Raw genomic sequence first — 26,464 nt, forward strand, 5'->3', positions numbered from 1 at the left:
GAGCCCAATTAAGGCACCGGGCTCCTACCTCGGGTGTTTGACGGCGAAGCGCAGCTTCGGCCATGGATGAAGGATGCGAGCCTTGGGAAGCCAGTCGTCGGTGATCTGCGTTATGCGATCCCAGGTCAGACAGGTCCGCTGACTGCGCCGCCGAAGCGTACGCCTCCAGAGATCGGTCAGGTAGAACCGAAACGCATTGAGCGCTCGGCCATTCGTCGGAACAGCAAAGTACGCAAAGTGGCCGGTCAAGACCTGCCTCAGCCATCTCCCCTGTGCAGGGATCGGCCAGTGCATTCGGCGCCTCAGCTCCTCCTTGATTTCGCGGAGTTTGGTTCGCATGCGGTCGCCACGGGTCTTCCGTTGAAGCTGGAAGCGCCCTCGGCGTGATTTGCCGCAGATAAACGTGAACCCCATGAACGCAAAGGTTTCCGGCTTTCCGAGTCCGCGCTGCTTGCGTTGAGCCGCCGCATGGCGACCAAACTCAATCAGGCGGGTCTTGGCCGGATGGAGCGTCAGCTCGAACTCCTCCAGTCTCGCGCGCATCGCGTCAAGGAAACGACGTGCGTCATCCTCGCGCTCAAAGCCGACTACTACATCGTCCGCGTAACGCACGATGATCATGCCGCCGGAGACCTCGCGCTGTCGCCAGCGTTTGGCCCACAGGTCGAGAGCGTAGTGCAGGTAGATGTTGCCAAGGAGCGGTGAAATCACCGAACCTTGACCCGTTCCCCTGTCATCAGCGGTTACGACGCCGTCTTCGAGAATACCCGCCTTCAGCCATTTCTGAATGAGGCGGATGATGCGCTTGTCGCCGATCCTATGTTCCAAGAAGCGAACCAGCCAAGGTTGACTGACTGCGCCAAAGAAATTTTGGATGTCGGCGTCAATGATCCAGTTCACCTGCCGCGTCTCGATCGCTGTGCAGAGCGCGTCCAACGCATCATGTGGTCCTCTGCCGGGCCGAAACCCGTAGGAAAAGCCACAGAAGTCTCCTTCGTAGATGGCGTTGAGCACGATGACGGTGGCCCCCTGGACGATTTTGTCTTCGAGAGCCGCGATCGCTAACGGACGCTGCTTGCCGTCTGCTTTTGGTATGTACGTCCGGCGAGACGGTTGCGGGCGGTACGTTCCTCGTTGGACCCGTTTGTGCAGATCGGCGAGCCGGGGCTCGAGATCTTCCTCGTAGTCCTGCCACGTCATGCCATCCACTCCGGGAGCAGCCCTACGCCTGAGCGCAAAGAACGCCGCCCGCAGTGTATCGACATTGATGTGGTGAAAGAGCGCGGTGAACCGGTCCTTCTTCCTCAGCCTTGCGGCTGTCCGTACGCGGTCCAGCGACTGGGTCATGCGAGCCCGGCCCTGTGTCCGGTGCATGCGCTGCTGTTCCGCGTTTCCCTTGGTCCCCGGCCTTGGCTCCGCCCACTCCGCCGCCAGTAATCCAGCTTTGTTCGTCGGCTTCTCAGCTACTATGCCAGAGTCAGACTTCTCCGTGTCATGCATCAGCGGCTACGGCTCCTCGCCTTCCCGCTGCGGACCACCTCCTCCGAGGAGGAAGATGGCCGACCCGGAGATATCCCGGTTCCCGTACAAGGAGCTTCCATGCATGCCAGGGTCTACGACCACGCCGGGTTGGACGGGTGCTCGCAATTGCGCACTCATCCATGTTGCCTTCCGCTCTTTGGACAGCGTCGGCTCCCGAGATAACACTGTTTCGCGGCTCAATGGCTGGCCTGCATGCTCCCCTACCGACGCTTCGCCGACACCCTCGCGGACGCCTGCGCACGGCTCGGGGCCGATGTGGTTCGCTACACCTTCATCGCAATGGACTTTCACCATCTCCTCCTTGCCGGTCTCCCGGCGCACCCAAAGTAGTGCTAGGGTCCAGACTCAATTGAGCCAATATGCGACGAGAGCGGCGAGATGAACAGCGGCCAAAAAATTACGGGCGAGCTTGTCATATCGCATGGCGATGCGCCGGAAGTCCTTGAGCCTGCAAAAGCAGCGTTCGATGACATTTCGTCCTTTGTAGGCGCGTTTGTTGAAGCGATGGATGACGACACGGTTAGATTTATTGGGGATTACGGGCTTGGCGCCACGACGAATGATTGCGCCGCGAAGCTTGTCGCCATCATACCCTTTGTCGGCGAGGAGCACGCTCATGGGTGGCGCGAGCGCCAGGACATCGGGAGCCGCAGCGATATCGGCATCCTGGCCTGGAGTCAGATGCAGGACGACCGGCCGGCAGAGCGGATCGCTCAGCGCATGGATTTTTGTCGTGCGGCCTCCGCGCGAGCGGCCGATTGCTTGATTGTGCTCCCCCCTTTTCCGCCGGAGGCACACCGGTGAGCTTTAATCGAGGTCGAGTCGAGCGACAGTACGACGCCGTCTTCGCCAGGCTTGGCCAGCGCTTCGAAGATTGCGCACCATCGTCCTCGCTTGGCCCAGCGATTGAAGCGATTGTAGATCGTCGTGTAAGGGCCGTATTCACGTGGACAATCACGCCATCGTGCACCCGATTGCAGCATGTGAATGATGCCGCTGACGATGCGTCGGTCGTCGTCCCGATCCGGCCCCGTCAGTCCCCTCGGCAGATGCGGTTCGATACGCGCCCATTGCCTGTCGTTCAGCCAAAAAAACCAGCGCGCATTCTCTCGCCCCCGAATCAACACGTAGGCAAGAGAATCACGTGGCGCTATTTAGGTACAGACCCTAGGTGAGGTTGCAGCTGCCGGCAGGTGATGGGCTGCTGCAAAGGATCGACCTAATCACCCCGACCGAGACTCGTCAGCTTCTCGAAAGGTAGCGCGCCTAGCGTGAGGCTGCTGAACTCTAGGCGAGCACGTCTATTGAGACGTAACAAGACGAGCATAGGAGAAAGCGATGGCCGCCGAAAACAAGAACGCCGGCAAAACGGACAACGTACAGCCCAAGACCGTTGGTCTCGGCAAGAGCGCCGAACTGAGCCTGAGAAGTCTGGGGGGCGAGCACCGTCTTTCTTTCTATTCCTGCCCCTCGTATCGTCGGCCCGCCCGACGTAGCAGGCCACAACTAACGACTATCATAAAGAAAGGTGAATAGACATGGCGGTTAATAGTGTTGGCGGTAACGGCGCCGCTCCTGCTACCCAGCAGACCCAGGATGCCGGTTTCCAGAACCAGATGGCTGAGTTCGAGCGTGTTAGCCAAAAAGTTCAGGCCCAGGCCGTGGCAATGCGCAGAATTACGACCGAGCTCTCTTCTGAGAAGAAGGTCGCCGACGAGCGCGTCCAATAAGTCTGCCAAGACGGCGGCTCAGCGCGTCGCTACCGGATCCGCGCAGTGAATGACGAACTCCGGAAGAGCCGTGCGGCAACTGCCGTACGGCTTATCTCGTTATTCAGGACATTATCCTGAACGAATCGATCTCTCGAGTTTGAAGTGCATAGCAAAGCCGAGGGGAAGACGACCGCCGTCAGCATGTGAGTTGGCGCGGGGCCCGGCGCCGATCGGCACGTTAAGCCGTTGAATTCATTAATCTGGGCAGGGTCATTCCATCCGCCGATTCACACAAAGCGCCTGATCGCCCGCGGCGAAGCGCTGCGCGCGATCGATGGCGACACTCGCGCCTGACTAGGCGCCATGCGTCAGGACGATCGGCTCTTTCTCCGAGAAGTGCGTGCGCGAGCGGGCGAACTTCTTGACGCCCATCGGCTTGCCGAACAGGTAACCCTGGACCTGATCGAAATCCATCTCATGTGCGGCAAGAAAGTCCGCGCGCGTCTCGCCCCCCTGCGCAATAACCTGCGCGCCGGAGTCGTGTGCGAGCTCGACGATACGCCGGCACACCGTCTGCTTGAGGCGCTGATCCGCGCAACCGGTGACGTATTGATGGTCGACCTTCAGCTGGACGAACGGAAAGTTCGGCAATCCCAGCAAGGATGGCCACTTCGCGCCGACATTGTCGATCGAGATGCCGATATTGTGCAGGCGAACGCGCCGGGCGACATCGATCGCCAGGTCGAGATTGTCGATCACCTCGGCGCTGTCGATCTCGATCAGCAGGCCGGCGAACGCCGCATGATCCGGAATCCGGTAGCAAAGCTCGCGCACCGCAGCATCGTCGGCCAGAAACGAGATCGGCAGGTTGATCGAGAGATCGACCGGTCCGATCTGCCCGAGCAGATAGCGCCAGTCCTCGATCGCGCGCGCGATCACGAACTCGGACAGCGCATGAAAATGCGGATCGCTTTCGTCGGGGATGAAGTAGGCAGGCGGCACGACGCCCCATGCGGGATGGCGCATCCGGATCAGCGCCTCGGCGCCGCTCGGAACCAATGTCCGGAGATGAAGTTTCTGCTGATACCACAGCTCGAGCGAGCTGGCTTTCAGCGCTTCGGGCACATCCACTGCCGGGCTCGGTGCGGGCTCGAGCGGCATCAATGACGCAAGAATCGTCGACAATTTGTGGAAGGGCTCGCAACCGGAGACGGTTGAGATGTATTTGGCGAGCGACTTTGAACACGGCGCCTTGCCATCTCCTCAATCCCAGCGATGCCGCCCTTCACCTTCTCGAAGGCGGCCGTGAAACAATCACCCCACTGGTGACGAGCGCCTTCATCGCGGTCGATACTGCGGTGAGCGCGGTCCCCAGGAAGCCGCGGCTGCATCGACGGACAAGGCATCGAAGACTCAGAAGGATTTCAACTTTTCGGTGATGGGCGGAAAAAACGTGGTCGATCAGTTCATTGCATCGCAAAGCAAGTCGCCGGAGGGAATGAAGGCCGAGGTGGCAACCTATGGACTGCTTCCCGGCGCAATGGAGGCGATGAAGCTGCAATTGCAAACGGAGTCGATCGCGCGGGCGAACAACACCGCGATCACCGCCGCGCAGCAGGTGCAGCTCGACCTGCTGAAGCAGAAGACTTCGGAATACGCCATGACGCTGGCCGGGCTCCAGACGATCCAAGCGAACTTGACTCCCTCTGAGAGTTACCTACAGGAGCCTAAGATCCAAGCGCAATTCAACGCCAATACGATCAGTGCGCAGCAATTCCTGGATGCGCAACAAAGGCTAGCGGAGAACGCCCAATCGACGTGGAACACCGCCGGCGCCTCCATGGCGGGCGAATTTGCACAACTCTCGCAGGAATTCGGCAAGCACAGCATGGCTATGGCGACGGCGGCTAAAGCGTTCGGCATTGTCGAGGCAAGGATCAACACTTACACCGCCTTCACGAAGGCGTTGGCATCGGCCGTGCCGCCATTCAATGATGCGTTGGCTGCGGGCGTGCTCGCTGCCGGTATGGCCAAGGTCGCCGCGATCAGCTCTATGTCGATACCTAGCTTTAGCACCGGCGGCTTCGTCTCCGGCGCTGGGACAAGCGTCTCGGACAGCATTCCCGCAATGCTTTCCAATGGCGAATTCGTTGTGAATGCCGAAGCTACGCAACGCAACAGGCGGGAAATCGCCCAGCAAAGCGGTTCTCGTCAGTTTCATGCGCGTTTCGCGGGATCGTGAGCGCGGATTTCAGGGGATCGTGAGCAACGATTTCGCGGGATCGTGAGCAAGGCTTTCGGAGCCTTGCAGCGCTTCGGCCGACAACTCAACCGGCTTAGGGATGACCTCGTGGTTAACGAGGAAGTCCAATGCCTACCCAGAGATTGTCGATGCGCCGGATCAAGGAAGTCCTTCGGTTAAAACATTTTCAAGGCCTGCCAGAGCGGGCCATCGCGCGGAGCGTGGGCGTCAGCAACGGCGTTGTGCACAGCTACCTGAGCCGCGCCCGCTCTGCTGGGTTGAGCTGGCCGCTTCCGGAGGGAATGACCGATGAAGACCTGGAGCTTTTGCTTTTCCCGGCCCCACGACCAGCGTCTCAGAGCCCGCAGCGGCCGGTGCCCGACTGGAGCTACATCGATAAAGAGCTCCGCCGGCGCAACGTAACCCGTCGCCTGCTCTGGGAGGAGTATCGCGCCGTTAATCCCGACGGTTTCGGGTACACGTGGTTCTGCACTACCTACGAGGCCTGGAAGGGGCGGGTCCGACCTTCGATGCGGCAGATTCATCTGGGCGGCGAGAAGGTGTTCGTGGATTTCGCCGGCGACACCATCGACATCGTCGATCCCCTGACCGGGGAAGTGCAGCCGATGAAGCTGTTCGTCGCGGCGATGGGCGCTTCGAACTACACCTACGCCGAGGCCTGCCCCAGCGAGAGCTTGGCCGACTGGATCCGGGCCCACGTCAACTTGTTCACGTTTTTGAGCGGAACGCCGACGTTCGTGGTCTGCGACAACCTCAAAGCCGCCGTCAGCAACCCCGACCGCTACGATCCCGGCCTCAATCGCACTTATGCCGAGATGGCGAGCCATTACGGCACGGCCATTCTCGCCGCACGGCCGCGGCGCCCAAAAGACAAGGCGAAGGTCGAGGTCGCGGTGCAAATCGCCCAGCGCTGGATTCTGGCCCGGCTGCGCAATCAGCGCTTCTTTTCCCGGGCCGAGCTCAACGCCGCCATCAAGACACTCGTCGACGAACTCAATGCTCGTCAAATGCGTGGCTTCGGCTCAAGCCGCGCCGAACTGTTTGCCGAACTCGACAAACCCAAGCTAACCCCGCTGCCAGATCAGCCTTATGCCTTCGCACGCTGGAAGCGCTGCCGCCTCGCTCCCGATTATCATGTCGAGGTCGACGGCCATTGGTACTCCGCGCCGTATCGTCTGATTGGCGAGCTGGTCGATGCCCGTATCGACGATCGGACGGTCGAGATCTTCCACAAGGGCCAGCGGATCGCCAGCCATGCCCGCGCGCCCAACCGACGCGGACACACCACCATCGCCGACCACATGCCCAGCGCCCATCGCCGCTACGGCGAATGGACCCCCGCCGCGGTGATCGCCGCCGGCGAGCGGATCGGTCCTTCGACAGCAGCGTTTTTCCAGGCCGTGATCGACGCCCGGCCCCATCCAGAACAAGGCTTTCGAACCTGCCTTGGCATTCTGGCGCTCGTCAAAAGCTACGGCGCCGACTGACCGGAATGGCCAAGGCCTTCGAGGAGCAGCGCCGATCGCCCGATCTCGAAGCCCTGCCGTTCGAAGATCGCATCGGCCTGTTGGTCGACCGCGAAGCCGCCGAACGCGACACCAGGCGGCTCACCACGCGCCTCAAGATCGCCGCACTGCGCCAGACTGCTTGCGTCGAGGACGTCGATCTGCGCACCCCGCGGGGCATCGACCGCGCCGTTTTCGCCAAACTCGTCGAAGGTCGCTGGATCGATCGCCACGAGAATTTGCTCGTCACCGGGGCAACCGGCCTGGGCAAAAGTTGGTTAGCCTGCGCGCTCGGCCACAAGGCCTGCCGCGACAACCGATCAGTCCTCTATCATCGCGTTCCAAGGCTGTTCGAGGCGCTCGCGCTCGCGCGCGGAGACGGACGCTACGCCCGGCTCCTCAAAAGCCTCGGCCGCGCTCAGCTTCTGATTTTGGATGATTGGGGACTATCGGTGCTCACCGCCGCGGAACGCCGCGATCTGCTCGAAATCCTCGAGGACCGACATGGCCGCGCATCCACCATCGTCACGCGTCAGCTCCCCGTGGACACCTGGCATGGAGCCATTGGGGACCCCACGGTCGCCGACGCCATTCTCGATCGCCTCGTCCACAACGCCCACCGCCTCCAGCTCACCGGAGAAAGCATGCGAAAACGCAGCGCCAAAACCATCACCCTTGACGGCCAACCAGAACACTGACTCTATCTCCCATCGGCCGTAGCGGGCTGCTCACGATCGTCTGAATTCAGTGCTCACGATCGCGCGAAATCGATGCTCACGATCCGTGAAATCCGCAGTCTGCAGCAGTGTTGCGATGGTCGCCCAGGTTCGTCCGCCGCCGTCGCTGCCCGCGAACAGGCTATTCTTTCTTGTAATTGTCTGCGGTCTGATGGCGCGCTCGACGATGTTGGAGTCGAGCTCGATGCGGCCGTCGAGCAGGAAGCGTTCGAAGATGGCACGGCGCGAGACAGCATAGCGGATCGCCTCGGCCAGTTTGATTTGCCGGAGATCCGCCGCAAGGTCTGCTGCCAGAGATCGAAGAGATCTGCGACGACAGCCGCGGAGGCTTGCTGGCGCGCGGCAACGCGGGCGTCGGGGCTTTGACCGCGCACGGTCTTCTCGACCTGCCAGAGCTTCGCCATCCGCTCGAGCGTCGCCGTTGCCACTTCCGAGCTCCCTGCAACATGCAGCTCATAGAACTTGCGCCGGCTGTGTGACCAGCAGCCGGCCAACGTGATGCCATCATCGCCGCGATCGGATCGCGCGAGCTTGTTATAGGCGGCGTAGCCATCCACTTGGAGGATGCCGCGATAGCCATTGAGATGCCGGACGGCGCATTCGCCGGCGCGGCTAGGTGAACTCGCCTTGCTGGTCCTAGGCGCTACAGCGAAATCTGGCCATCTTAGCGCTCCTGCTGCGGCGAGGGCGGCGGCACCTCGGTCAAAGTGTCGGCGTCGCGGTCGTAAGCGCGTAGTAAACGCTGGCCTGGCCTCGCCGGCGGCGCAGCCGGCGGACGTTGTCGAAGCCCTGCCCCAAGTGGGGCGGCACTGGATCGCCGGCCGCGTGCTCTGCGCAGCGGGTTTCGAGCCACCCTTTGTTGGCATGCAGCCGGCCTTCCGCGCCGCAAATCTCGCAGGTGCAGGCGGAGCGGGCGACGGCCAGGTCAACTGCATGGCCGATCGCGGACTCGGTGGACTTCGAGGCTTCGGTGTCCCAGTCGACGAGCAGGATGCCCATCTTCTGCTTGATGCGGACGAATTCGAAGGTCTCGCCGTCGCGGAGCGCGACTTCGATCCTGCGACAGAGCCGGACCAGGATATCCTGCCACCCTCGCTCGCAGTGCGGGTAGCCGAACGAGCGACTAGGCTCCTCGGCCGTCGTGAGGAACAGACGCGGGTGCCACAGCATGAGGTCGCGGCGCCAATCCATGTCATTACTTCCCCATCTCATTACTCCCGACCTCCAGGCTGGAGGGGCGATATCGACAAGAACATCGTTCGCGCGATCGTACCGCCTGCAGGTGACCTTATGACCGACGACGCGCTGCAGAATGCAGATGTTCTCCAGCCCCGGACACCTCTCGACGGCCGTGCCCTGGGCATGAGTCTCGCAGCGGATGCCATCCCCCTCCGAGCTCGATCTCGATGGTGAGGTCCGCAGCAGGTGAGCGCGCGCGGAGAATCGCGATGCACATGGCGCAGATGGGCGCGGGCCGCGCCGATACGCCGGTGGAGGGGGCGCCGCTCGATCGAGTTCGACCCGCGTGACCTCGGGATACTCGAGCCCATCACGGAGGCGGCCGCCAGCTACTAACTCGAGCTCTCGGCTCTGGAATAACATCGGCCTGCCCGCACTTCGTGCTCCCGGTGCCGCTGTCCCGATGGTCGCACCATACTCCACGATGTAGAACACCGCAGCGGGAACGTTGGCACCGAGACATCTCACCAATTTGCTCGATCGCCTCAACGAGGAGATCAGGCGGCGAACCTATGTCGTGCGAATCCTCCCCAATGCCGAGAGCTGTTTAAGGCTGGTACGGGCGCTGACCGTCGAGCGCCATGAGGCCTGGCTCGAGGACCATCGCCATCTAAACATGGATCTGCCGAAGGAGCACAAGGAGGCGCTACGCCGGCGGCCTGACGATGCTCAGGCCCACCAAGGGGATGCACGCCCCCCTCTCCGCCGCCGTCGCTCGCCAGGGCTACGCTTTTGCGCAAGCGAGCGACGGCGGCTCCGAGGGGATGGCTCGGCCGGATCCCATAATCGATTTTGCTGAACTTGACGCACAGAACTGCCGATCCGGGCCGTCGTCGTGGTGCGGCTGCCGCTGATCGTAAGCGAGCCGAACGCCTTTCGTCTGCGGCCTGAACGTCTTTATTGTCTCCACGGCAAGCGGCCCCGTGGGCCGCTTTTCGTTTTGTGAATGGGCGCGCAGTCTCGTCAGCTTTCAGTAAGCTAGTCCCAATAATTGGTTGTTGGGTTTAGCGGGGGTGGCACGGACATTGCTGGGGTTTCCAGAGCAGTGGGGTGGAGTGTCACCTTCCGCTAAACTCACCAGCAGTGCGGATGCGGCAGGTGCTTCAACTCAGCCCCCCTGGTCGGTCGGCACCGTGTCGCGCCCACTGCTTCTAAATCACGGGCCATTCCCGGTTCTGTAAGTTACGCTCGTTCTGCGAGCGATGACCTCCCGGTCAGCTTCTTCCGCTGCTTTGAGGCTGGCCGTGTGGGGGTTAGCGGCGCGTGGCAGGGACAGCGCTTCCCCTGTGTATGCGTGGGGGTTACTTGAGCGCCGAGTCACGTGACCGCTAACTATCGGCAGTGCGGGCGGGGCAGGGACAGCGTCCGCTCCGGCGCAACCGAACGGCGCCGAGTCTCACCCGCACTGCCTGCGATCTGAGGCTGATCCCCGAGCCCCGCGAGGCTGCAACCCCGGTTCTGGTAGTTGTGCCACGGCTTTTTGCGATGAATGTATCCCACCGTCAGCTTCTTCCGCTGTTTGAGGCTGGCGCGTGGTAGGGAGAGCGCTTTTTCTCCAAGCGGGCGCCGAGCCACGTGGCCGCTAACGTTCCCGCTGTTTAGGTCGCGGCTACCACCTTGTGCGGCCTGTCGACCCGGGACCGGTATGATCCTTTAGGCCATCGATCACCTTGAGCGCCACTTCGAGTTCATCTCGAAGATGCTTCGTAATCCGCAGTCCGCTCGCAAGCTCCTCGCGGCTGATTTCCGCGCCGTGGGCGACTTTTTGTTCCAGGTCGCGTATAGCGTGGTCGATCTTGTGCAGCGAGAACGTGCCAAGCATCATTTGGCTCCGTCCACGATTAAGGGTCGGTCATCCGGCCGCGCGGGTAGGACCCACAACGTAAAAATGCGTCCACTACATGGTTGAGTAAAGCGGGTGGCGTTGGGGGAAAATCTTTTCCCATCTCGCGTCTGAGCGCCTCGAATTCGGCTAAGGTCGAAAGAGGGCACTCCGCCACCGCGTCCATTTTTGAGCAGATAACTTCAACCCGGAATCGCCGAGCGGCCAGCTGCTCTTCAGTTCGCTGTGGCCCGTAGGTGTCTTCTGCCGGGGTATGGCTTGGCCTACGGGCGTAGTCCGTGAATGCTTGGATTGCCGCCCCCACATCGGTCCTAGGCACGGCGGTTACTCCTATGAGCGGAGCCAGCTCGAACAGTTGCGGGCCGAGCGCTTCAATATGACATGCACGCGGGGCGCGGCACCCCACCGGTACTGGTAGGTGCTCTCCAGTTCTTCTCCACCATACAATGGTAGCACCTTGGGGAATTTGAACCTCTCGGGCGTAAAGGTGGCCAGCCCCTGTCTTCGAGGACGGGCTGGCTACCATCGCTTGCGGCACCGTTTGGGCGACCCCGCACCCGGACTCGTCGCCCTAAGCCGGTTCCAGCATCTTGATCTCGCTGACATCAACTTCGCGTCGGCGTGCCACGCATCGGGGGCTGCCTGCAAACGAAGCTAGATGGCCGGGCCGTTGCCGACCGGCTTTCCAATCCGGGCGGCCACGTTCGGACTGACCGGCTTCTTCTCCGCGAGGATGTCGTGCAGATGCTGCCTGGAATCCCAGCGCTTCTGCAATCTCGGTCTTAGACTTCCTGATGTACTGTAGAATTTCATCAAGGACGGCGCCCGGATGAGACGGGCAGCGGTTAGGATCGCGCTTAGCCTTCTGCTCTGCCATTGATGCTCTCCAGCATGTCGGAGCCCTCATGGCTTATTCGGTATTCTGCGTTCAGTGGTACTGTTCAAAGTCAACCTTGAATGCATCGCCTCCTTCAAACTCGAATGTGATGCACCACGGGCCATTGATGTGAATCGTGTAGCGCACGGACTTTCCGGCCAGCTTGTGGAAATCGTTGCCTGTCAGCTTCAGTTCGGAACTGTTGACGGCTTCGTTGAGCGTATCGAGACGAACTCCTATAGCGCGACAATCAGGATGAGAGCGCGATGCGCTTGTGCATTCTCTTGTCGACGCAGCCGGTTCGCCGCTAGTGGCGCGGCCATACTGCCTAAGATCACAACTGATCGCCAAGCGCTGGCTACGACCAATCCTGGTAGTTGTGATAGGGGCGTTCGCCGAATATGCATCCCGGTTAGCTTCTTCCGCTGCTTGGGCTGACCATGGTGAAGTTAGCGGTGAGTGGTAGGGACAGCGCTTCCTCGGTTCACGTCAAAGCGCCGAGTCACGTGCAGCTATCTACTGTGGGTCCGAATGGGCGGTGACAATCAACACTCGAAATCTTCGGCAGATCACAGCCCTGCGGTCGCAAGCGCTTGAGGTGCTTGCAGCCAATCAGGCCCGGGCCGCCGATCAGTCTTTGAGCCCGGCAGATCGCCAAGTCGCGACGTTTGATGCCGAGGAGGCTCAGGCAGTGTTGGGCATACTCGATAGCGTGAAACTCAACCTGGGCCGAAGGAGGCAGGCAAGATCGCTGCACGCATACGCGCTCTTCTAGAGGGCGTCTCGTGGGCGCTGGCGTGTTTGGTGCCTGATCATGATTCGGTTCCCCGTCAAACCAAAACTCAGATACTACAGTGGCGTGAACCGAAAGTTGCAGCGCAAAAAAAGCGGGTTTATAACGCGGTTGCGCATCGCGCCGCCAATCACCTTAATACCCAGATCGCGAACAATGAGAGCGACACCCAGCAATATATGTTCGCTAACATCGCTTACGATATCGGCGCTTCGACGGATGACGTGCGATCTGCCCTTTCAAACGGCGGGTACAACGGCGTAACATTCATGGGCATTAGCGCAGAGGAGCGGACAGCACTGGCTCGATACAGACGAGAGGGGAGCTGAAGTGTCGCAGAAGTTTGCTAACCGGTGATTGTGATTAAATGCTTTTCAATCCGCTGGAATCGCTTCTCGCTTCTCTTCGAACATATGCCATCGCGCATAGACGCATGAACGATGGTCGCGGCTGTACGCCTGAGGTCATGGGGCGTAAAGGCTACCAGCTCATTGTCTTCCAACAAGCGCCGCACAGCCTGGCTCATACAGTGGCTCGCAAGCACCCCAACGCTTTCGAAGCGACTGGCAACGACGGGTCTGTTGCCTTGGTCCTCTCCCTTCTCTGGCTTGCCGATCTCCAAGGCCGCCTCGATCAACTTGACGGCAGTCGGGAAGAGCGGGACTGTGTGCTCCGCCTTCTTGTTCTTCGTCCGTACAGCGGGAATGATCCAGTGGGGCTTTTCCCCGTGTAGGCCGTGAAGCTCGGAACGCATCATGCTCGCGACTTCGCCCCGGCGCTGGGCTGTCAGCAATACGGACTTTCAGCGCCAAGCGCGTTCCATCCGTGATGCCCGCTTCCTCATCGTTGAGGATCGCAAAGAAGGCTTCAGTTCGTCGAGTGTTAGAACGCGGTCCTTCTCGACTTCCTTGCCACCAACTTTCTTCATGCCGTGCAGGAAATTCTCAGTCAAATCTCGCGGTCGTTCGCATACCCCGCAAATGGTGCGGATATCCGCTTAAGCAATCCCGATGAGCAAGTGCTACCAAATGAGATAGGTTCGACATGTTGCCGGTTGTGGTACTTTCCGAAGCTCTTGGTCGGATCTAGACCACGCAGCGAGCTGCGATCCTGTTTAGACGGAGAGACGTTGAATGACCGCGAGAGGTCCCGAATACGAGAAACGCGAACGGAAGACCCATCCAGAGCCCGAACGGGCCGCCCAGGCTTCAGCCTCTGAAGCGGGAGGCACCACGCACGATGTTGGAGAATCAGCGAGGGCTACATCAAGCCATTCATTTGCGTCTCCGGAATGGAAAAAATCCCTCGAAGAGACAACAGACCTGTTCGCTGCGGCGTTGAAGGACGGGTCAAAGCTGGCTGCTTCCTCTCTGCACGCTCAGGTCAATCTTCTGAAGAATCTTGCCAATTCCAAAACTCCCTCGGACGTGATGAAGTGCCATCTGGATTTCGCGGAGCAGTTCTGGTCGAAATCGTTCAGCAAAGGCTGAGAGATAAGATCATTTAGAGCGGGCCGTCATCTGCGGCTAGCTGAGCAATTCGCCAAGCGTGAAATAGGGTCGATGGCGCTCTATTACCTCCGAGGTGAACGCACCTTTGGCAAGCCTGACAATCACCCCAGTCCAGCTTCGCTACTTGCTCGACTACCCATGCGAATGCTCCTCCTCGTGAGGCTCAGTGATTCTGAGATGGAGATGGTCGAGCTCGTGATTGCGTAGTTTTCGAGCCTCAATCGCGCACAGCGTGTTGGAGAACGGGTGCGCGTCCGAAGGGAGACGATCGATTAAAAGGCCCGCTTGCCTGCTGTTCAATACGCCGGCGAAATTTCTGTGTGCTTAGCAGGTCGGATGAATGCCGCCATCGCGTACAGGCCGGGCGTGCAAGAGAATGCGCTGGGCCGTGATGGGCAGCACGTTGTCGGGGCAATTTGGCGGCGCGAGCGTGAGCCTGCAGTCCGAAGTTCGGCGGGACCAACTGGGACGGACAGTGCCCCCGTCGGCCATCAGTTTTCAGACCAAAGCGAACACCTTGACCCTGTAGCCCGCCACGAAGCGCCTGCAGAATCTCCGATTCTCGATTCGGCACGACCCTTGCTCGGTCCTGGGCAGCATCACCGAGTCTCCAGATGCGGTAATGTTAGGGGCGGGCTCGTCGCTTCTAGCGCCTGGTCCGCCCCGCCGGTTTGCTGTGAGGCGAGGTGAGTCAGGATGTTCAAGTGGTGGCGCTCATCTTCGCTCGCGCTCGTCGCCGCCGAGTTAGGAACGGAAAGTGCACCCGCAGCTCCGGAGTAGTAGGCGGCGATATCGAGCCGCAAGACCGTGGAACAAACATGCGCACCGGAACAGTAGTGTCGTACAGCGTTGAAAAGGGCTGGGAGTTCATTCGGCCTGACTATGGCGACGGCAAGGATTTGTTCGTGCACATATCGGACCTTCGCGGCTGCGCAGGGGCTGATCTGGTGTCCGGCACGCGCGTGACTTTCGGTATTCGTTTCAATAAACAGCGCTCGAAGTACAGAGCCGTCGAAGTCAGGCTGCGCGCTCCGGGGCACGGCGACCAGTGAATCCGATTGATGGCGACCACCATTTCTGATCGATGACGACCACCTGTTCCGGTCGATGGCGACCAGGGCAACAGGGCTGTGGACGGGCGTGATGAACGCCGTCCCAGTCGTGCAACATCCCGGATCGCCCCTAGGCTAGTCGATTCTGCTATACGAGGCTGATGGCAGCATCAGCTAAGTTCACCAAAACCGCACGACAGCTACGAGCGACCCGGATTGGGAACTTGTCGGATTCCGTCCCCGCAGAACCTAGGCCACCAAACCCGCGCCGAATGGCTCGAGGCCGAGACCTCAATGCTTTGATACTAACTTCTCCAGCCTCATTCCACCGTGACCGATTTTGCAAGATTACGCGGCTGATCCACGTCCGCCCCCCTTGCGACCGCGGTATGGTAAGCCAAGAGCTGGACCGGAATGGCATAGACCAGCGGCGTAAAGCTTGCGACCATTGCCGGCAGCACGATGGTCAGGAGCGTGTCTACCATCGCTTCAGACGCACCCTTCGCATCGGTGATCAGGATGATCTTGCCGCCCCGAGCGGCCACCTCTTGCATGTTAGAGACGGTCTTCTCGAAGACCTCGTCGTAAGGCGCGATCACCACCACAGGCACAGCCTCATCGATCAGTGCGATCGGGCCGTGCTTGAGCTCGCCGGCGGCGTAGCCCTCTGAGTGGATATAGGAAATTTCCTTCAACTTGAGCGCGCCCTCCAAGGCCAAGGGGGCCGATGTGCCACGACCGAGATAGAGTACTGTCCTCGCGCCGGCGATATAACGCGCGAGCTTCTCAATCTGGGGCTCGACCAACAGGGCCGCAGCAATCAATCGCGGCACCTCAATGAGCTCGCGCACGAGCTGCGATTCATCGATTTCAGACAGCTTACCCCGCTCCTTAGCTGCTCTGACGGCAAGCACCCCCAATACCATCAGCTGGCAGATAAATGCCTTGGTGGAAGCGACGCCGATTTCTGGCCCTGCCAGGGTAGGCAAAACGGATTCGCTCTCGCGCGCAATCGTCGACGTCGGTACATTAACCACAGATATCGTATGCAAGCCCTTGCCCTTGGCGTATCGCAAGGCAGCTAATGTGTCAGCGGTTTCGCCCGATTGCGAGATGACTATTGCGAGATCGCCTCGGCGCAAAGGCGCCTCCCTGTAGCGGAATTCAGAGGCTACATCGACGTCGCAAGGCAAACGCGCGAGCCTCTCGAACCAGTATTTGGCGATGTGCCCAGCGTAGCTAGCCGTGCCGCACGCAGTAATTGAAATGCGCTGAATGCAATTAAAGTCGAAGGGCAACGCGAGCGGCAGGGCGACGCGTTTGGCCGCAACATCGAGATAATGCGCCAATGTCTTGCCGGCCACTGTCGGCTGCTCGTGAATTTCTTTGGCCATGAAGTGGCGGTAATTCGCTTTGTCCACAAGGAGCGCTGATACGCCAGATTTTGATGTTTCCCGCTGGACGATAGAGCCGTCTGCACCATAAATCACGCACGTTGCGCGCGTAAGCACGGCCCAGTCGCCGTCTTCAAGGTAGGTGACGGTGTCGGTCAAAGGTGCGAGCGCAATTGCGTCCGAGCCTAGATACACTTCGCCGCGACCATGTCCGATCGCGAGCGGCGAGCCCTTGCAAGCACCGATCAAAAGATCGTCGTTCGCTTTGAAAAGGAATGCCAACGCGAAGGCACCACGCAGTCGCGGCAGTGACGCCTGTACCGCATCCTGCGGCGAGTAGCCATTCTTGAGATAGGAATCGACGAGATGCGCCACTACCTCGGTGTCCGTCTCCGAGTTAAAGCCGGCTCCATTCCGCTCCAACTCGGCTCGCAGCTCGCGGAAATTCTCAATGATCCCGTTATGAACGACCGCGACATTCTCCGTCGCATGCGGATGAGCATTGCTTTCGGTCGGCTTTCCATGAGTCGCCCAGCGGGTGTGACCGATGCCAGCATGCCCCGACGGCGGACAATAGCGCAGCTGCTCCTCAAGGTTCCTCAGCTTACCTTCGGCGCGGCGGCGCTCGATCCGGACTCCTTCGAGAGTTGCGAGGCCCGCGGAATCGTAGCCACGATATTCCAATCGCCTGAGCGACGCGACCAACTTATCAACGACCGGACCACGGCCCAAAATGCCAACAATTCCACACATATCAATCCATGCAGCCCAGCTTCAAGAAGTCTGACGTTCCTCCAACAGGAGCACCGTCGCAAACTTCGTTTGCCCAAAGGTAACAGGTTTAGGTTCGGGATTTTCAGCGGGCGCCTTTATCACCGCCGCATTCTCTGGCCTCATTTAGATCTCCCGGCCATCATCGCTTCGCCCAGCTAGATTCCGCTTTTGGCTGGCCGATCGAAGAAACACTGCGATGCCATCGCCATTGGCGTGACTGCCTGAAGCAGAATCAGATGCGCTAGTGCGCCTGCACGGCGCATCCAAGTCCGCCCAAACAGGCTCGCTCGACGGCCTCACTAACTGTCGCCGGCGCAACAAGCCGCTGCCAAGATGTATCAAATAGTCTCGCTCCATAGATTGAGGGCATTCGAACAGAACGGAAAGCCAATTATCCTACGGTGAAGCAGGTTATCTTGCTTGGCTCACTCTCACCGAGGAGCCATTTCAGGACGCAGTTTGTGTTCTCAGAAGAAGCGAGAAGCGATGCCAGCTTGCCGGGCACGGTCAATATGGCAACAACTGAGTCCTCGCGTCTCACTAATCATTCTCCCGGGCGAGTGACGCTTCGTCTGGGCTTCGCTCCATTTCAGACAGAAAGATGAGATCTGCCCACGTTCCGCATAGTCCCTGCTCATCTCTTTGCGCAGCTGCTCCCGACTTGCTGGAAACACACTTGCGATGAGGGTTTAAGAGACTTTTCATGATTGGACAGAGGCAACTTATGCCCGGTCAAGTTAGAGGACTGGCATCAAAGCTCCATTGTACGAACGTAAGATTTCGATATCGAAACGTTACAAAGTCTATACCAACGTTTGCCTTTCTTTCTCATTCTGTTTTGCATCAGGCCGTCCATTGCCTACCCGCAATTAGCAAAGCGGCGCTGATTATGAGCCGCGAAGGCTACGTCTTCTAGTCGGAAGTCTCACCACGTCACTCTTCCGCGCCATGAGGGACCAAACGGAAAACATACCTGCGCGCGTGGAAAGATAAGGACCCCAGAAATATCGCGAGGAGGCAAAGCGCCCCCGAGCGCGTCTAACAGGGCCTACCATCCATCCCGCCTGCTTGGGATCGTCGCCGTTGCGAGGGTTCGCTCGACTTTCATCTTTGAAGCTCATGCGCCGGCATCATTCAGTCCACCTAAATCAATGTATATGGTGTGTTTTCCTGAGTCCGGTGTATGACTTGGCTTGCCGAGCGTATCCTTTAATTGCGATGGAGCGCGCATCCGCATATCGATCTTTTCGAGAAGCGGCTTCGCAATGATTTCTCAGAGTGCAGCTCTTTCCGGTGCAACTAAGGAAGACCATGACGGTTCGCAACTCAAAGGGGCGTGTCGCTCTCATCACCGGCGTGACCGGTCAGGACGGCGCCTATCTCGCCGAATATTTGCTGTCGCTCGGCTATGTCGTGCACGGCATCAAGCGGCGCTCGTCCTCGTTCAACACCGCGCGCGTCGATCACCTCTATCAGGACCCGCATGTCGGCAACGTTCCGTTCCTGATGCACTATGGCGACATGACGGATTCGACCAATCTGATCCGCCTGGTGCAGCAGATCCGGCCGACCGAGATCTACAATCTCGCAGCTCAAAGCCACGTCGCCGTCAGCTTCGAGAGCCCGGAATACACCGCCAATGCCGACGCCATCGGCGTGCTGCGCCTGTTGGAAGCGATCCGCATCCTCGGCATGGAGAAGGAGACGCGGTTCTACCAGGCCTCGACCTCCGAGCTCTACGGCCTGGTGCAGGAGATCCCGCAGAAGGAGACGACGCCGTTCTATCCGCGCTCGCCCTACGGCGTTGCCAAGCTCTACGGCTACTGGATCACGGTGAACTACCGCGAAGCCTACGGCATGTTCGCGTCGAACGGCATCCTGTTCAACCATGAGAGCCCGATCCGCGGCGAGACCTTCGTGACCCGCAAGATCACCCGCGGCGTCGCGCGTATCGAGGTCGGGCTGGAACAGACGCTCTATCTCGGCAATCTCGAAGCCAAGCGCGACTGGGGCCATGCCAGGGACTATGTCGAGGGCATGCACAAGATCCTGCAGGCCGACAAACCCGACGACTTCGTGCTCGCCACCGGCGAGATGCGCTCGGTGCGCGAGATGGTCGAGCTGTCCTTTGCCCATGTCGGCCGTCGCATCGCCTGGCGCGGCAAGGGCGTCGAGGAGACCGGCGTCGACGAGACGAGCGGCAAGATTGTGGTGAAGATCGATCCGACCTATTTCCGTCCGACCGAGGTCGATCTTCTCGTCGGCGACGCCAGCAAGGCGCGCGAGGTGCTCGGCTGGACGCCGAAGCGCAGCTTTGCCCAGCTCGTCGAGGAGATGATGACGAGCGATCTGGCGGAGACAAAACGGGATGCGGCCAGTGGCAAACGCACCGTTTGAGCTGAGGGGCAAGAGCGTCTACGTCGCCGGCCATCGCGGCATGGTCGGAGCCGCGCTGGTGCGCCGGCTGGCACGGGAGGAGGTGCGGCTCGTCACGGTCGACCGGCGCGAGGTCGATCTCTGCAACCAGGCCGCCGTGTTCGACTGGTTCGCCAGGACGCGGCCGCAAGTGATCTTCCTCGCCGCGGCCAAGGTCGGCGGCATCGTCGCCAACAACACGCTGCGCGCCGAGTTCATCTACGACAACATCGCGATTGCGGCGAACGTGATCCAGGCCGCGCATCAGAACGGCGCCGAGAAGCTAATGTTTCTGGGCTCGTCCTGCATCTATCCGAAGCTGGCGCCGCAGCCGCTGCGCGAGGATTCCGTGCTCACCGGTCCGCTGGAGCCGACCAACGAGCCCTATGCGATCGCCAAGATCGCCGGCATCAAGATGGCGGAGGCCTATCGCAGCCAGTATGGCAGCGACTTCATCAGCGTGATGCCGACCAATCTGTACGGCCCCGGCGACAATTATCACCCCGAGCTGAGCCACGTCGTCGCCGCGCTGATCCGCCGCTTCCACGAGGCGAAGGTTTCGGGAGCGAAGCGCGTCATCGTGTGGGGCACCGGCACGCCCCGGCGCGAGTTCCTCTATGTCGACGACATGGCGGATGCCTGCGTGCACCTGATGAAGACCTATTCGTCGCCGGAACCGGTCAATATCGGCACCGGCGAGGACATCACCATCGCCGATTTAGCACTGATGGTCGCGGCCGCCGTCGGCTTTCGCGGTGAAATCAGCTTGGATACGTCGCGCCCGGACGGAACGCCGCGCAAGCTGCTGGATGTTAGTCGGCTGTCCAGACTCGGCTGGCGAGCCACCACCTCGCTCACGGAAGGCATTCAGCTGGCATACCGGGTGTTTTGCGCTGAGAGAGACGGACGGCTCCAGAGTGATCTGCTCGTTCTCGACAAGGCAGCCTGCATCACCGGCTAGATCATATCGAGCAATGTTCCGAAGGGGCTGAGCCTTGCGATGATCTGTCAGCCCTCCTTTTTGATCAAGAGAGCACCGATTCTCCTTTGGTCGAGCTTGGGCGTCAGGTCTCCGTGAATACCCGGCGCCGCTTAAACCTGGGGCGGCAGCAGCGGATCTCCGACTGTTAACCGCCGAAAAGATGCGCCCAGTTTGGCACCAAGCACGCGAAGTTCTCGATGTGTAAAGAACCGTGAAGTGGTCCTAAGCTCCTTCGCGCGTCACACTAGCAAACCTAGATGATTTGATGGTCATGCTTTGTTACCTCGGCATCAGCAGCGCTGGTGAAGTCGCGCTCGGCGAGGTTCGCGCGGACGACACCCCCATTACCACGGTGATCGGACGCGATCGCGACATAGACCGCCGGGAGCACGAATAGCGTGATCAGCGTGCCCGCAGACATGCCAGCGGCGAGAACGAGTCCGATCGAGAACCGGCTCGCGGCGCCAGCTCCGGTTGCCGTCAACAAGGGTATGAAGCCCGTGACCATTGCCGCCGTGGTCATCAAGATTGGGCGCAGTCGGACACGCGCCGCCATCTCTATAGCCGAGCGACGGTCAAATCTCTCCTTGAACTGCAGCTCATTGGCGAACTCAACCATTAGGATGCCGTGCTTTGAAATCAACCCGACCAGTGTCAACAGTCCAACCTGGGTGTAGATGTTCATGGTCGCCCAGCCGAGGAACGGCGGAATCAAGGCGCCGACCATTGCCATCGGCACGCTGATCATGATGATGAGCGGATCGCGCAGACTTTCGAACTGCGCCGAAAGCACTAAGAATATGATGATGAGGGCAAATGCGAAGGTAATCGCCAATTGATTACCCTCGTGCACGTACTGGCGGGCGTCGGCCAGGAAGTCGTAACTGAAGCCCGGGGGCAGTTTCTTCGCCTCGGCTTCTAGGAAATCCACGGCCTGTTCGATCGTGACGCCGGGCATCGGCACGGCCTGAAAGGTCGCGCAGTTGAGCTGGTTGTAGTGGGTGAGCGCATTCGGATCGGTCGCAGTCTCGGTGGAGACTACGGTAGACAGCGGAAGCATCGATCCCGTCGCAGTCTTCACATAATAGCTTCCGATTGATTGCGGCACTAGCCGTTCCTCTCGCGGCACCTGCGGGATCACCTCGTAGGAGCGGCCCTGCAGATTGAAGCGGTTGACGTAATTTCCCCCAAGTAAGGTGGCGAGCGCGTTACCGACGATCTGCATGGTGATGCCAAGCTCGTTAGCCTTCGATCGATCAACCTTGATTCGTACCACCGGCTGGTTGAACTCGAGGTCGGAGTCGCTCACCATGAAGAGGCCGCTCTTCTGCGCGGCATCCTTCAACTTTGACATCTGCTCGTGGATGGATTGAAAGCCAAGAGTCGAATTGATCACCATCTGGACTGGTAGGCCACCAGAACCGCCCGGCAGCGGAGGCAAGCTAAAGGCAAACGCGTTGATGCCTTCGATTTTGGATAGCTCGGCCTGAACAAGCGACTTTAGTACAATCGATGATCGCTTGCGTTCGTCCCAAGGCTTGAGCAACATGCCGGCCATGCCACTCTGCTGGCCGCCAATGCCATTGAACACGAAGCTCAAGTCAGTCTCTGGAACTTTTTTCAACGCGCTTTCAAGCTTGGTGCCATAATAGTCGAGGTAGTCGATATTGGCGTATTTCGGCGCCTTAGTTAGCGCGAATATGATACCTTGATCCTCCTCCGGCGCTAGTTCCTTGGAAATATGCATATAGAGAAAGCCGACAAGTCCCAACATGGTCAGCGCAAATAGGCCGGTAATTGGGCGATAGTCGAGCGAACGGTCGAGCTTGCGGCCGTACCATCGTGTTACGGCACTGAACCCGCGGTTCACAAGCCTTGCAAATCGTCCCCCCTTGGCGCGCCTCAGGAAGAGAGAGCACATCATGGGCGACAGCGTCAAAGCGACCACACCGGACACGATCACCGCTCCTGCCAGCGTGAACGCGAATTCGCGGAACAGGCCACCGGTGAGGCCGCCAAGGAATCCGATCGGGGCATATACCGCAGCCAAGGTAATCGTCATGGAGATAACCGGACCGACGATCTCGCGCGCGCCCCTTGTAGCAGCCTGTAGCGGAGCCGCTCCTTCTTCTAAATGGCGATGAATATTCTCCACCACCACGATTGCGTCGTCGACCACGAGGCCGATCGCGAGAACCATCGCAAGGAGCGTCAGGAGGTTGAATGAGAACCCCAGCGCCAGCATCATGCTGCAGACACCAACGAGAGACAACGGAATAGTAACCACAGGAATGATGACGGACCGCAGCGAGGCCAGGAAAAGAAAGATCACGACGACCACAACCACGACGGCCTCAATGAGCGTCTTCTTCACTTCGTCGATCGATGATTGAATAAACTTGGATGAGTCGTAGGCCACTTTCATCTTCAGCGGCGGCGGCAGGTTACGCTCCATTTCAGGAAACAGCGCCCGAACGCCTCGCACTATGTTTAGCGGATTGCCTTCCGGGCTCGCTTGCACGCCGACAAAGACCGCGTGGTCGCCGTTCATCGTGACGGTAGTGTCCGTCATCTGCGCGGCAAGTTCGACTACCGCAATGTCTTCCATGCGCACAAAGCCACCGTCATTCGCCTTGACAATCATACGCTTGAAATCGTCAACACTCCGCAAATCCGTATTTGCTGTGACATCGGAGATAGTGAAATAGCCCTTGGTCTGGCCTGCCGCAGCCTGGAAGTTGTTAGCTGCGATTGCAGCCGAAACTTCAGCCGGCGATATGCCATGCCCAGCCATTTTCGCAGGGTCTAGCCATAGCCGCATCGCAAAACTCTGGCCGCCTAGGATGTCAGCCGCTGAAACGCCGTCGACGGTTGAGATAACCGGTTGCACGACGCGCGCGAGGTAGTCGGTGATCGCACTGGCCGCTAGCTCATCGCTGGAGAAAGCGATATACATGACAGCATTCGTCTGACCGCTCGACTTCGTGACGACTGGATCGTTTGATTCCTTCGGGATCAGGTATTTGACTGAGTTGACCTTGGAGAGCACCTCCGTGAGCGCTTCGTTTGGATTGAAGTTCAGCTTGATGTAAACTAGAATAGTCGAGACACCAAGCATAGACGAGGAACTGATGTAGTCGACGCCTTCGGCGGACGCGACTGCTTGCTCCAGGGGAGTGGTGATGAACCCCTGGATCATGTCGGCCGAGGCGCCAGGATAGGCAGTCGTGATATTGATGACCGTATTGGTTAGCTTCGGATATTGCCGGATCGGCAGTAGGACCGCGGCGCGCAAGCCGATCAGCAAGATCAGGAAACTCACGACGATTGACAATACCGGACGTTTGATGAAAAGCGCGGTAAATGTCATGTCAACTCGTATTCGGGATTGGGATGTAAATCTGCCACCAACTTTAAGGCAATGGTCAGCAATGCGGCGACTGTGCTAGAGCCCCCGCTGTAGAGCTCGTGCCCTTTTTGCGTTTATCGGCGAAAGGCCCGACAAGAATAGTTGATTAGAACGCAACGACTTCTAGCCGGGCATTAGTTCAGGCTTCGCACTTCGACATCGGAATTACAAACGACCTGACCGGTACTCAACTCTACAAAGGTAAGTGAGTGATATAGCATCGGCTGCAAAGCACTATACCAAGGTTTATCGAGTTCGCCGCTGATCACCGTCGCAAGACTTGCGGAGTTGCTAAACACAAATTTTTAGCCCCGCATATTCAGTGCGCGCCCGCTATCGCTTCGCTAACTCGCCGAACAAAGCCGTCTCGGGGCTTGCCCTCTGCTGCCAGTTCGATATGCCTCTCGGAACAGTGCTTTGAGCGTTTCTGTCAGCTCAATAAGCTGCGCTCTGGCTTGTCCACGCCTTGCGCTACCGAGTTGGCAACGCCAATACCACTTTGTCGATCCGACGCGTTGAGCCAACGTAGGCGGCCGTACATAGCGCCGCGGGGAGTCGCAGTGGACTATCGGCGGTTTTGGGCGTGTCACCGTCGATAAGTCAAGATACTGCAATGTGTCAACCGCCTCCAAATGCCTTGGCAGCCGCAATCAGCTTTTGTACGTTGCACTCTCCAGACCGAAAATCATCGAGCGCCGCGGGCAGCCCCTGGTTGATTGCAAGGGCCTGCTGCGCGCTTCCTAGCTGAGATAGCGATTGCGACTACTCATGGCGGGCCCATCCTTTTCACGAACCGTCGGTACGGTGACGATCTCGATCGGGACATTGAGATCAACCACCATGCGACGCACGACTACGCATTGCTGAACATCCTTCTGGCCAAAAAAGCGACGTGGGGCTGCACCATGTTGAACAACTTGCAGACGACAGTCGCCACACCGCGAAAATGTCCGGGCCTGAAAGCGCCGCATAGAGGTTTCGCGAGGTCGCCAGGTCCAACAAAGGTTTCGAAATTGCTCGGATAGACTTCCTGTGCATCGGGCGCGAAGAGGATCGCAACACCAGATCCCGGCACAGTTCTTCATCGCGCAAGAAGTCGCGCAGATAGGTGCTGAGATCTTCATTTGCTCCGAACTGAGTGGGGTTAACGAAGATGCTGACGACGGTCACATCGCATTTTGCTTGGCTCGCTGCGATCAGCGCCAGGTGGCCATCGTGGAGATAGCCCACCGTCGGCACAATCCGGCCCTTTGATTGGCACTGCGGGATTTTGCGAGAGTGCGGCGAAGTTCAGCGACGCTCGTGATAATTTGAGGTGGATGGCGCCCAGTTGGCAATTGCCTCCCCAACGCCTTCGGGAAGCCGATAGGACTCTTGCGGGCCGGGGAACGCGCCACGGCGGACATCCGCTGCCCCGCGCGAAAGCGCATCATGGAACTGCTGAAAGCCTTCCGTATAGGCGGGAACGAATTTGGGGCGATGACCTTCGGTTTGGCCCAGCACGTCATGAAACAGAGCACCTGCTCTGAACAGTCTGGGCCCGAGCCGATTCCGATCGTCGGTATTGTCAAGGAATCGCTTACTCGAGCAGTAAGCTCAGCCGGAGTGCCCTCCAATACCAAAGCGAAACAGCTGGCCTCCTGCAGACGATGAGCATCATCGAGCAAACGCAGCGCTTCATCCACTTTGCGGCCCTGCACTTTGAAGCCGCCCATGACATTAACGCTCTGCGGAACAAGACCGAGATGACCCATCACGGGAATCTCGCAATCGACAATGGCACGCACCATCTCGATTCTTTTGCCACCGCCCTCGAGTCTCGCCGCAGCTGCTCCTCGCTGCAGAAATCCGCCAGCATTTCGTATGGTCTCCTCAACGCTGACGTGGAAGCTAAGAAAGGACATATCGGCGACGAGCAAGGCACGCGGTTTGCTGCGTACGGCGGCTTCGAGGTGATGGTTCATCATCGCAACACTTACTGGAGGCGTGTTTTCGAATCCAAGGCAGACGTTACCCCCGCTGTCACCGACGAGACTGATATCGATGGAAGGATCCGGGATAGGCGCCGCAACCGCGTCGTAGGCAGTCGTCATGACTAGACGCCGGCCGTCCTGCTTCCACCGCTGCAGGAGGGGAATTGTGATGCGGTCGACCGGTTGCTCCGAAACGCGACTCATTTGAACTCAGTTCGATTTTTAGCTGCGAACTGACAAAGCTTTGAACTTCAACCAACTCGCCGCCTATTGCAAAGTTATAGCGATCCCCAGCGCTCGAGTTGATCGAGTATCCCACGCGATCAGCAGTCTGGTTGCTACAATTCTTCAGCGTCAATCCGCTCTTCGTCGCTGTCCAAGAAGGACAAAGGGCAAAAAGTGAGTTGCGTATGGGCTTGGTGGATCCGCGCACCAGCGCCGTT

17 protein-coding genes and 6 pseudogenes are annotated in these 26,464 nt (G+C 59.3%); 10 read left to right on the top strand and 13 right to left on the bottom strand.

Annotated elements, in window-relative coordinates; genetic code table 11:
* Window positions 1-24: 24 nt before the first annotated feature.
* Window positions 25-1,347 carry a group II intron reverse transcriptase/maturase gene (gene ltrA / locus AB5K84_RS39065; protein WP_342714084.1) on the bottom strand — a complete coding sequence of 441 codons (1,323 nt, stop codon included), beginning with the start codon at window positions 1,345-1,347 and terminating at the stop codon, window positions 25-27.
* A 540-nt stretch (window positions 1,348-1,887) separates the two neighbouring features.
* A protein-coding gene (locus AB5K84_RS39070; RefSeq protein WP_441232747.1) for an IS5-like element ISBj2 family transposase occupies window positions 1,888-2,669 on the bottom strand; the annotation gives its coding sequence in 2 pieces (ribosomal slippage) (window positions 1,888-2,319 and window positions 2,322-2,669; 780 coding nt in all).
* Between the two features lie 411 nt (window positions 2,670-3,080).
* Here AB5K84_RS39070 and AB5K84_RS39075 point away from each other — a divergent pair.
* Window positions 3,081-3,272 carry a hypothetical protein gene (locus AB5K84_RS39075; protein WP_014498042.1) on the top strand — a complete coding sequence of 64 codons (192 nt, stop codon included), beginning with the start codon at window positions 3,081-3,083 and terminating at the stop codon, window positions 3,270-3,272.
* A gap of 336 nt (window positions 3,273-3,608) precedes the next feature.
* Here AB5K84_RS39075 and AB5K84_RS39080 read toward each other — a convergent pair whose 3' ends face one another.
* Complete coding sequence (locus AB5K84_RS39080; protein WP_014498043.1) at window positions 3,609-4,385, bottom strand: EAL domain-containing protein; 777 nt, start codon at window positions 4,383-4,385, stop codon at window positions 3,609-3,611.
* Window positions 4,386-4,707: 322 nt separating this feature from the next.
* Between AB5K84_RS39080 and AB5K84_RS39085 the strand changes: the two genes are divergently transcribed.
* The 3 genes and pseudogenes from AB5K84_RS39085 (at window position 4,708) to istB (ending at window position 7,720) form a co-directional block, all read left to right on the top strand.
* Complete coding sequence (locus tag AB5K84_RS39085) at window positions 4,708-5,496, top strand: hypothetical protein (RefSeq protein WP_231166594.1); 789 nt, start codon at window positions 4,708-4,710, stop codon at window positions 5,494-5,496.
* 128 nt (window positions 5,497-5,624) lie between these two features.
* Window positions 5,625-7,001: pseudogene (istA, locus tag AB5K84_RS39090) on the top strand (IS21-like element ISFK1 family transposase); the annotation flags it as partial.
* Window positions 7,002-7,009: 8 nt separating this feature from the next.
* Window positions 7,010-7,720, top strand: coding sequence for an IS21-like element ISFK1 family helper ATPase IstB (gene istB, locus AB5K84_RS39095; protein WP_011084456.1), 711 nt, complete (start codon window positions 7,010-7,012; stop codon window positions 7,718-7,720).
* A gap of 93 nt (window positions 7,721-7,813) precedes the next feature.
* On the opposite strand, the pseudogene tnpC reads toward istB, so the two are convergent.
* Both tnpC and AB5K84_RS39105 read right to left on the bottom strand, forming a co-directional pair.
* Window positions 7,814-8,376, bottom strand: a pseudogene (gene tnpC, locus AB5K84_RS39100) (IS66 family transposase); the annotation flags it as partial.
* An 85-nt stretch (window positions 8,377-8,461) separates the two neighbouring features.
* Complete coding sequence (locus AB5K84_RS39105) at window positions 8,462-8,950, bottom strand: hypothetical protein (protein ID WP_026312792.1); 489 nt, start codon at window positions 8,948-8,950, stop codon at window positions 8,462-8,464.
* A gap of 505 nt (window positions 8,951-9,455) precedes the next feature.
* Here AB5K84_RS39105 and AB5K84_RS39110 point away from each other — a divergent pair.
* Window positions 9,456-9,653: pseudogene (locus tag AB5K84_RS39110) on the top strand (transposase); the annotation flags it as partial.
* A 954-nt stretch (window positions 9,654-10,607) separates the two neighbouring features.
* On the opposite strand, the gene AB5K84_RS39115 reads toward AB5K84_RS39110, so the two are convergent.
* The 3 genes and pseudogenes from AB5K84_RS39115 to AB5K84_RS39125 form a co-directional block, all read right to left on the bottom strand.
* On the bottom strand, window positions 10,608-10,820 hold the full coding sequence (locus AB5K84_RS39115) for a hypothetical protein (protein WP_014498047.1): 213 nt from the start codon (window positions 10,818-10,820) through the stop codon (window positions 10,608-10,610).
* 592 nt (window positions 10,821-11,412) lie between these two features.
* Window positions 11,413-11,718 (bottom strand): annotated as a pseudogene (locus AB5K84_RS39120) (HigA family addiction module antitoxin).
* Window positions 11,719-11,769: 51 nt separating this feature from the next.
* On the bottom strand, window positions 11,770-12,069 hold the full coding sequence (locus AB5K84_RS39125) for a type II toxin-antitoxin system RelE/ParE family toxin (protein WP_014498049.1): 300 nt from the start codon (window positions 12,067-12,069) through the stop codon (window positions 11,770-11,772).
* A 453-nt stretch (window positions 12,070-12,522) separates the two neighbouring features.
* Here AB5K84_RS39125 and AB5K84_RS39130 point away from each other — a divergent pair, with 453 nt between their 5' ends.
* Complete coding sequence (locus AB5K84_RS39130) at window positions 12,523-12,840, top strand: hypothetical protein (protein WP_011084451.1); 318 nt, start codon at window positions 12,523-12,525, stop codon at window positions 12,838-12,840.
* A 17-nt stretch (window positions 12,841-12,857) separates the two neighbouring features.
* Here AB5K84_RS39130 and AB5K84_RS39135 read toward each other — a convergent pair whose 3' ends face one another.
* On the bottom strand, window positions 12,858-13,304 hold the full coding sequence (locus tag AB5K84_RS39135; protein WP_018647864.1) for a tyrosine-type recombinase/integrase: 447 nt from the start codon (window positions 13,302-13,304) through the stop codon (window positions 12,858-12,860).
* Between the two features lie 340 nt (window positions 13,305-13,644).
* Between AB5K84_RS39135 and AB5K84_RS39140 the strand changes: the two genes are divergently transcribed.
* Both AB5K84_RS39140 and AB5K84_RS39145 read left to right on the top strand, forming a co-directional pair.
* The gene (locus AB5K84_RS39140) at window positions 13,645-14,001 is read left to right on the top strand and encodes a hypothetical protein (protein ID WP_011084449.1); all 357 of its coding nucleotides are present in this window, start codon (window positions 13,645-13,647) and stop codon (window positions 13,999-14,001) included.
* An 839-nt stretch (window positions 14,002-14,840) separates the two neighbouring features.
* Window positions 14,841-15,074, top strand: coding sequence for a cold-shock protein (locus AB5K84_RS39145; protein WP_038967990.1), 234 nt, complete (start codon window positions 14,841-14,843; stop codon window positions 15,072-15,074).
* 320 nt (window positions 15,075-15,394) lie between these two features.
* On the opposite strand, the gene glmS is transcribed toward AB5K84_RS39145, so the two are convergent.
* The gene (glmS, locus tag AB5K84_RS39150) at window positions 15,395-17,221 is read right to left on the bottom strand and encodes a glutamine--fructose-6-phosphate transaminase (isomerizing) (RefSeq protein ID WP_011084447.1); all 1,827 of its coding nucleotides are present in this window, start codon (window positions 17,219-17,221) and stop codon (window positions 15,395-15,397) included.
* Window positions 17,222-18,553: 1,332 nt separating this feature from the next.
* Between glmS and gmd the strand changes: the two genes are divergently transcribed.
* Window positions 18,554-19,639: a GDP-mannose 4,6-dehydratase gene (gene gmd, locus AB5K84_RS39155; RefSeq protein ID WP_014498053.1), complete on the top strand. Its 1,086-nt coding sequence runs from the start codon at window positions 18,554-18,556 to the stop codon at window positions 19,637-19,639.
* Window positions 19,611-20,618: a GDP-L-fucose synthase gene (gene fcl / locus AB5K84_RS39160; protein WP_011084445.1), complete on the top strand. Its 1,008-nt coding sequence runs from the start codon at window positions 19,611-19,613 to the stop codon at window positions 20,616-20,618. The genes gmd and fcl overlap by 29 nt, the downstream gene beginning before the upstream one ends.
* 274 nt (window positions 20,619-20,892) lie before the next feature.
* Here the strand turns inward: fcl and AB5K84_RS39165 are convergent, their stop codons facing one another.
* The 3 genes and pseudogenes from AB5K84_RS39165 to panB form a co-directional block, all read right to left on the bottom strand.
* Window positions 20,893-24,009, bottom strand: a complete 3,117-nt coding sequence (locus AB5K84_RS39165; RefSeq protein WP_011084444.1) for an efflux RND transporter permease subunit — start codon at window positions 24,007-24,009, stop codon at window positions 20,893-20,895.
* 510 nt (window positions 24,010-24,519) lie between these two features.
* Window positions 24,520-25,385: pseudogene (gene panC, locus AB5K84_RS39170) on the bottom strand (pantoate--beta-alanine ligase).
* Window positions 25,339-26,225, bottom strand: a pseudogene (panB, locus tag AB5K84_RS39175) (3-methyl-2-oxobutanoate hydroxymethyltransferase). Before panB ends, panC begins: the two co-directional pseudogenes overlap by 47 nt.
* Between the last annotated feature and the right edge of the window lie 239 nt (window positions 26,226-26,464).

Origin of the sequence: Bradyrhizobium sp. 1200_D9_N1_1 (assembly GCF_052075915.1) — a bacterium.
Taxonomy (GTDB): Bacteria; Pseudomonadota; Alphaproteobacteria; order Rhizobiales; family Xanthobacteraceae; genus Bradyrhizobium; species Bradyrhizobium diazoefficiens.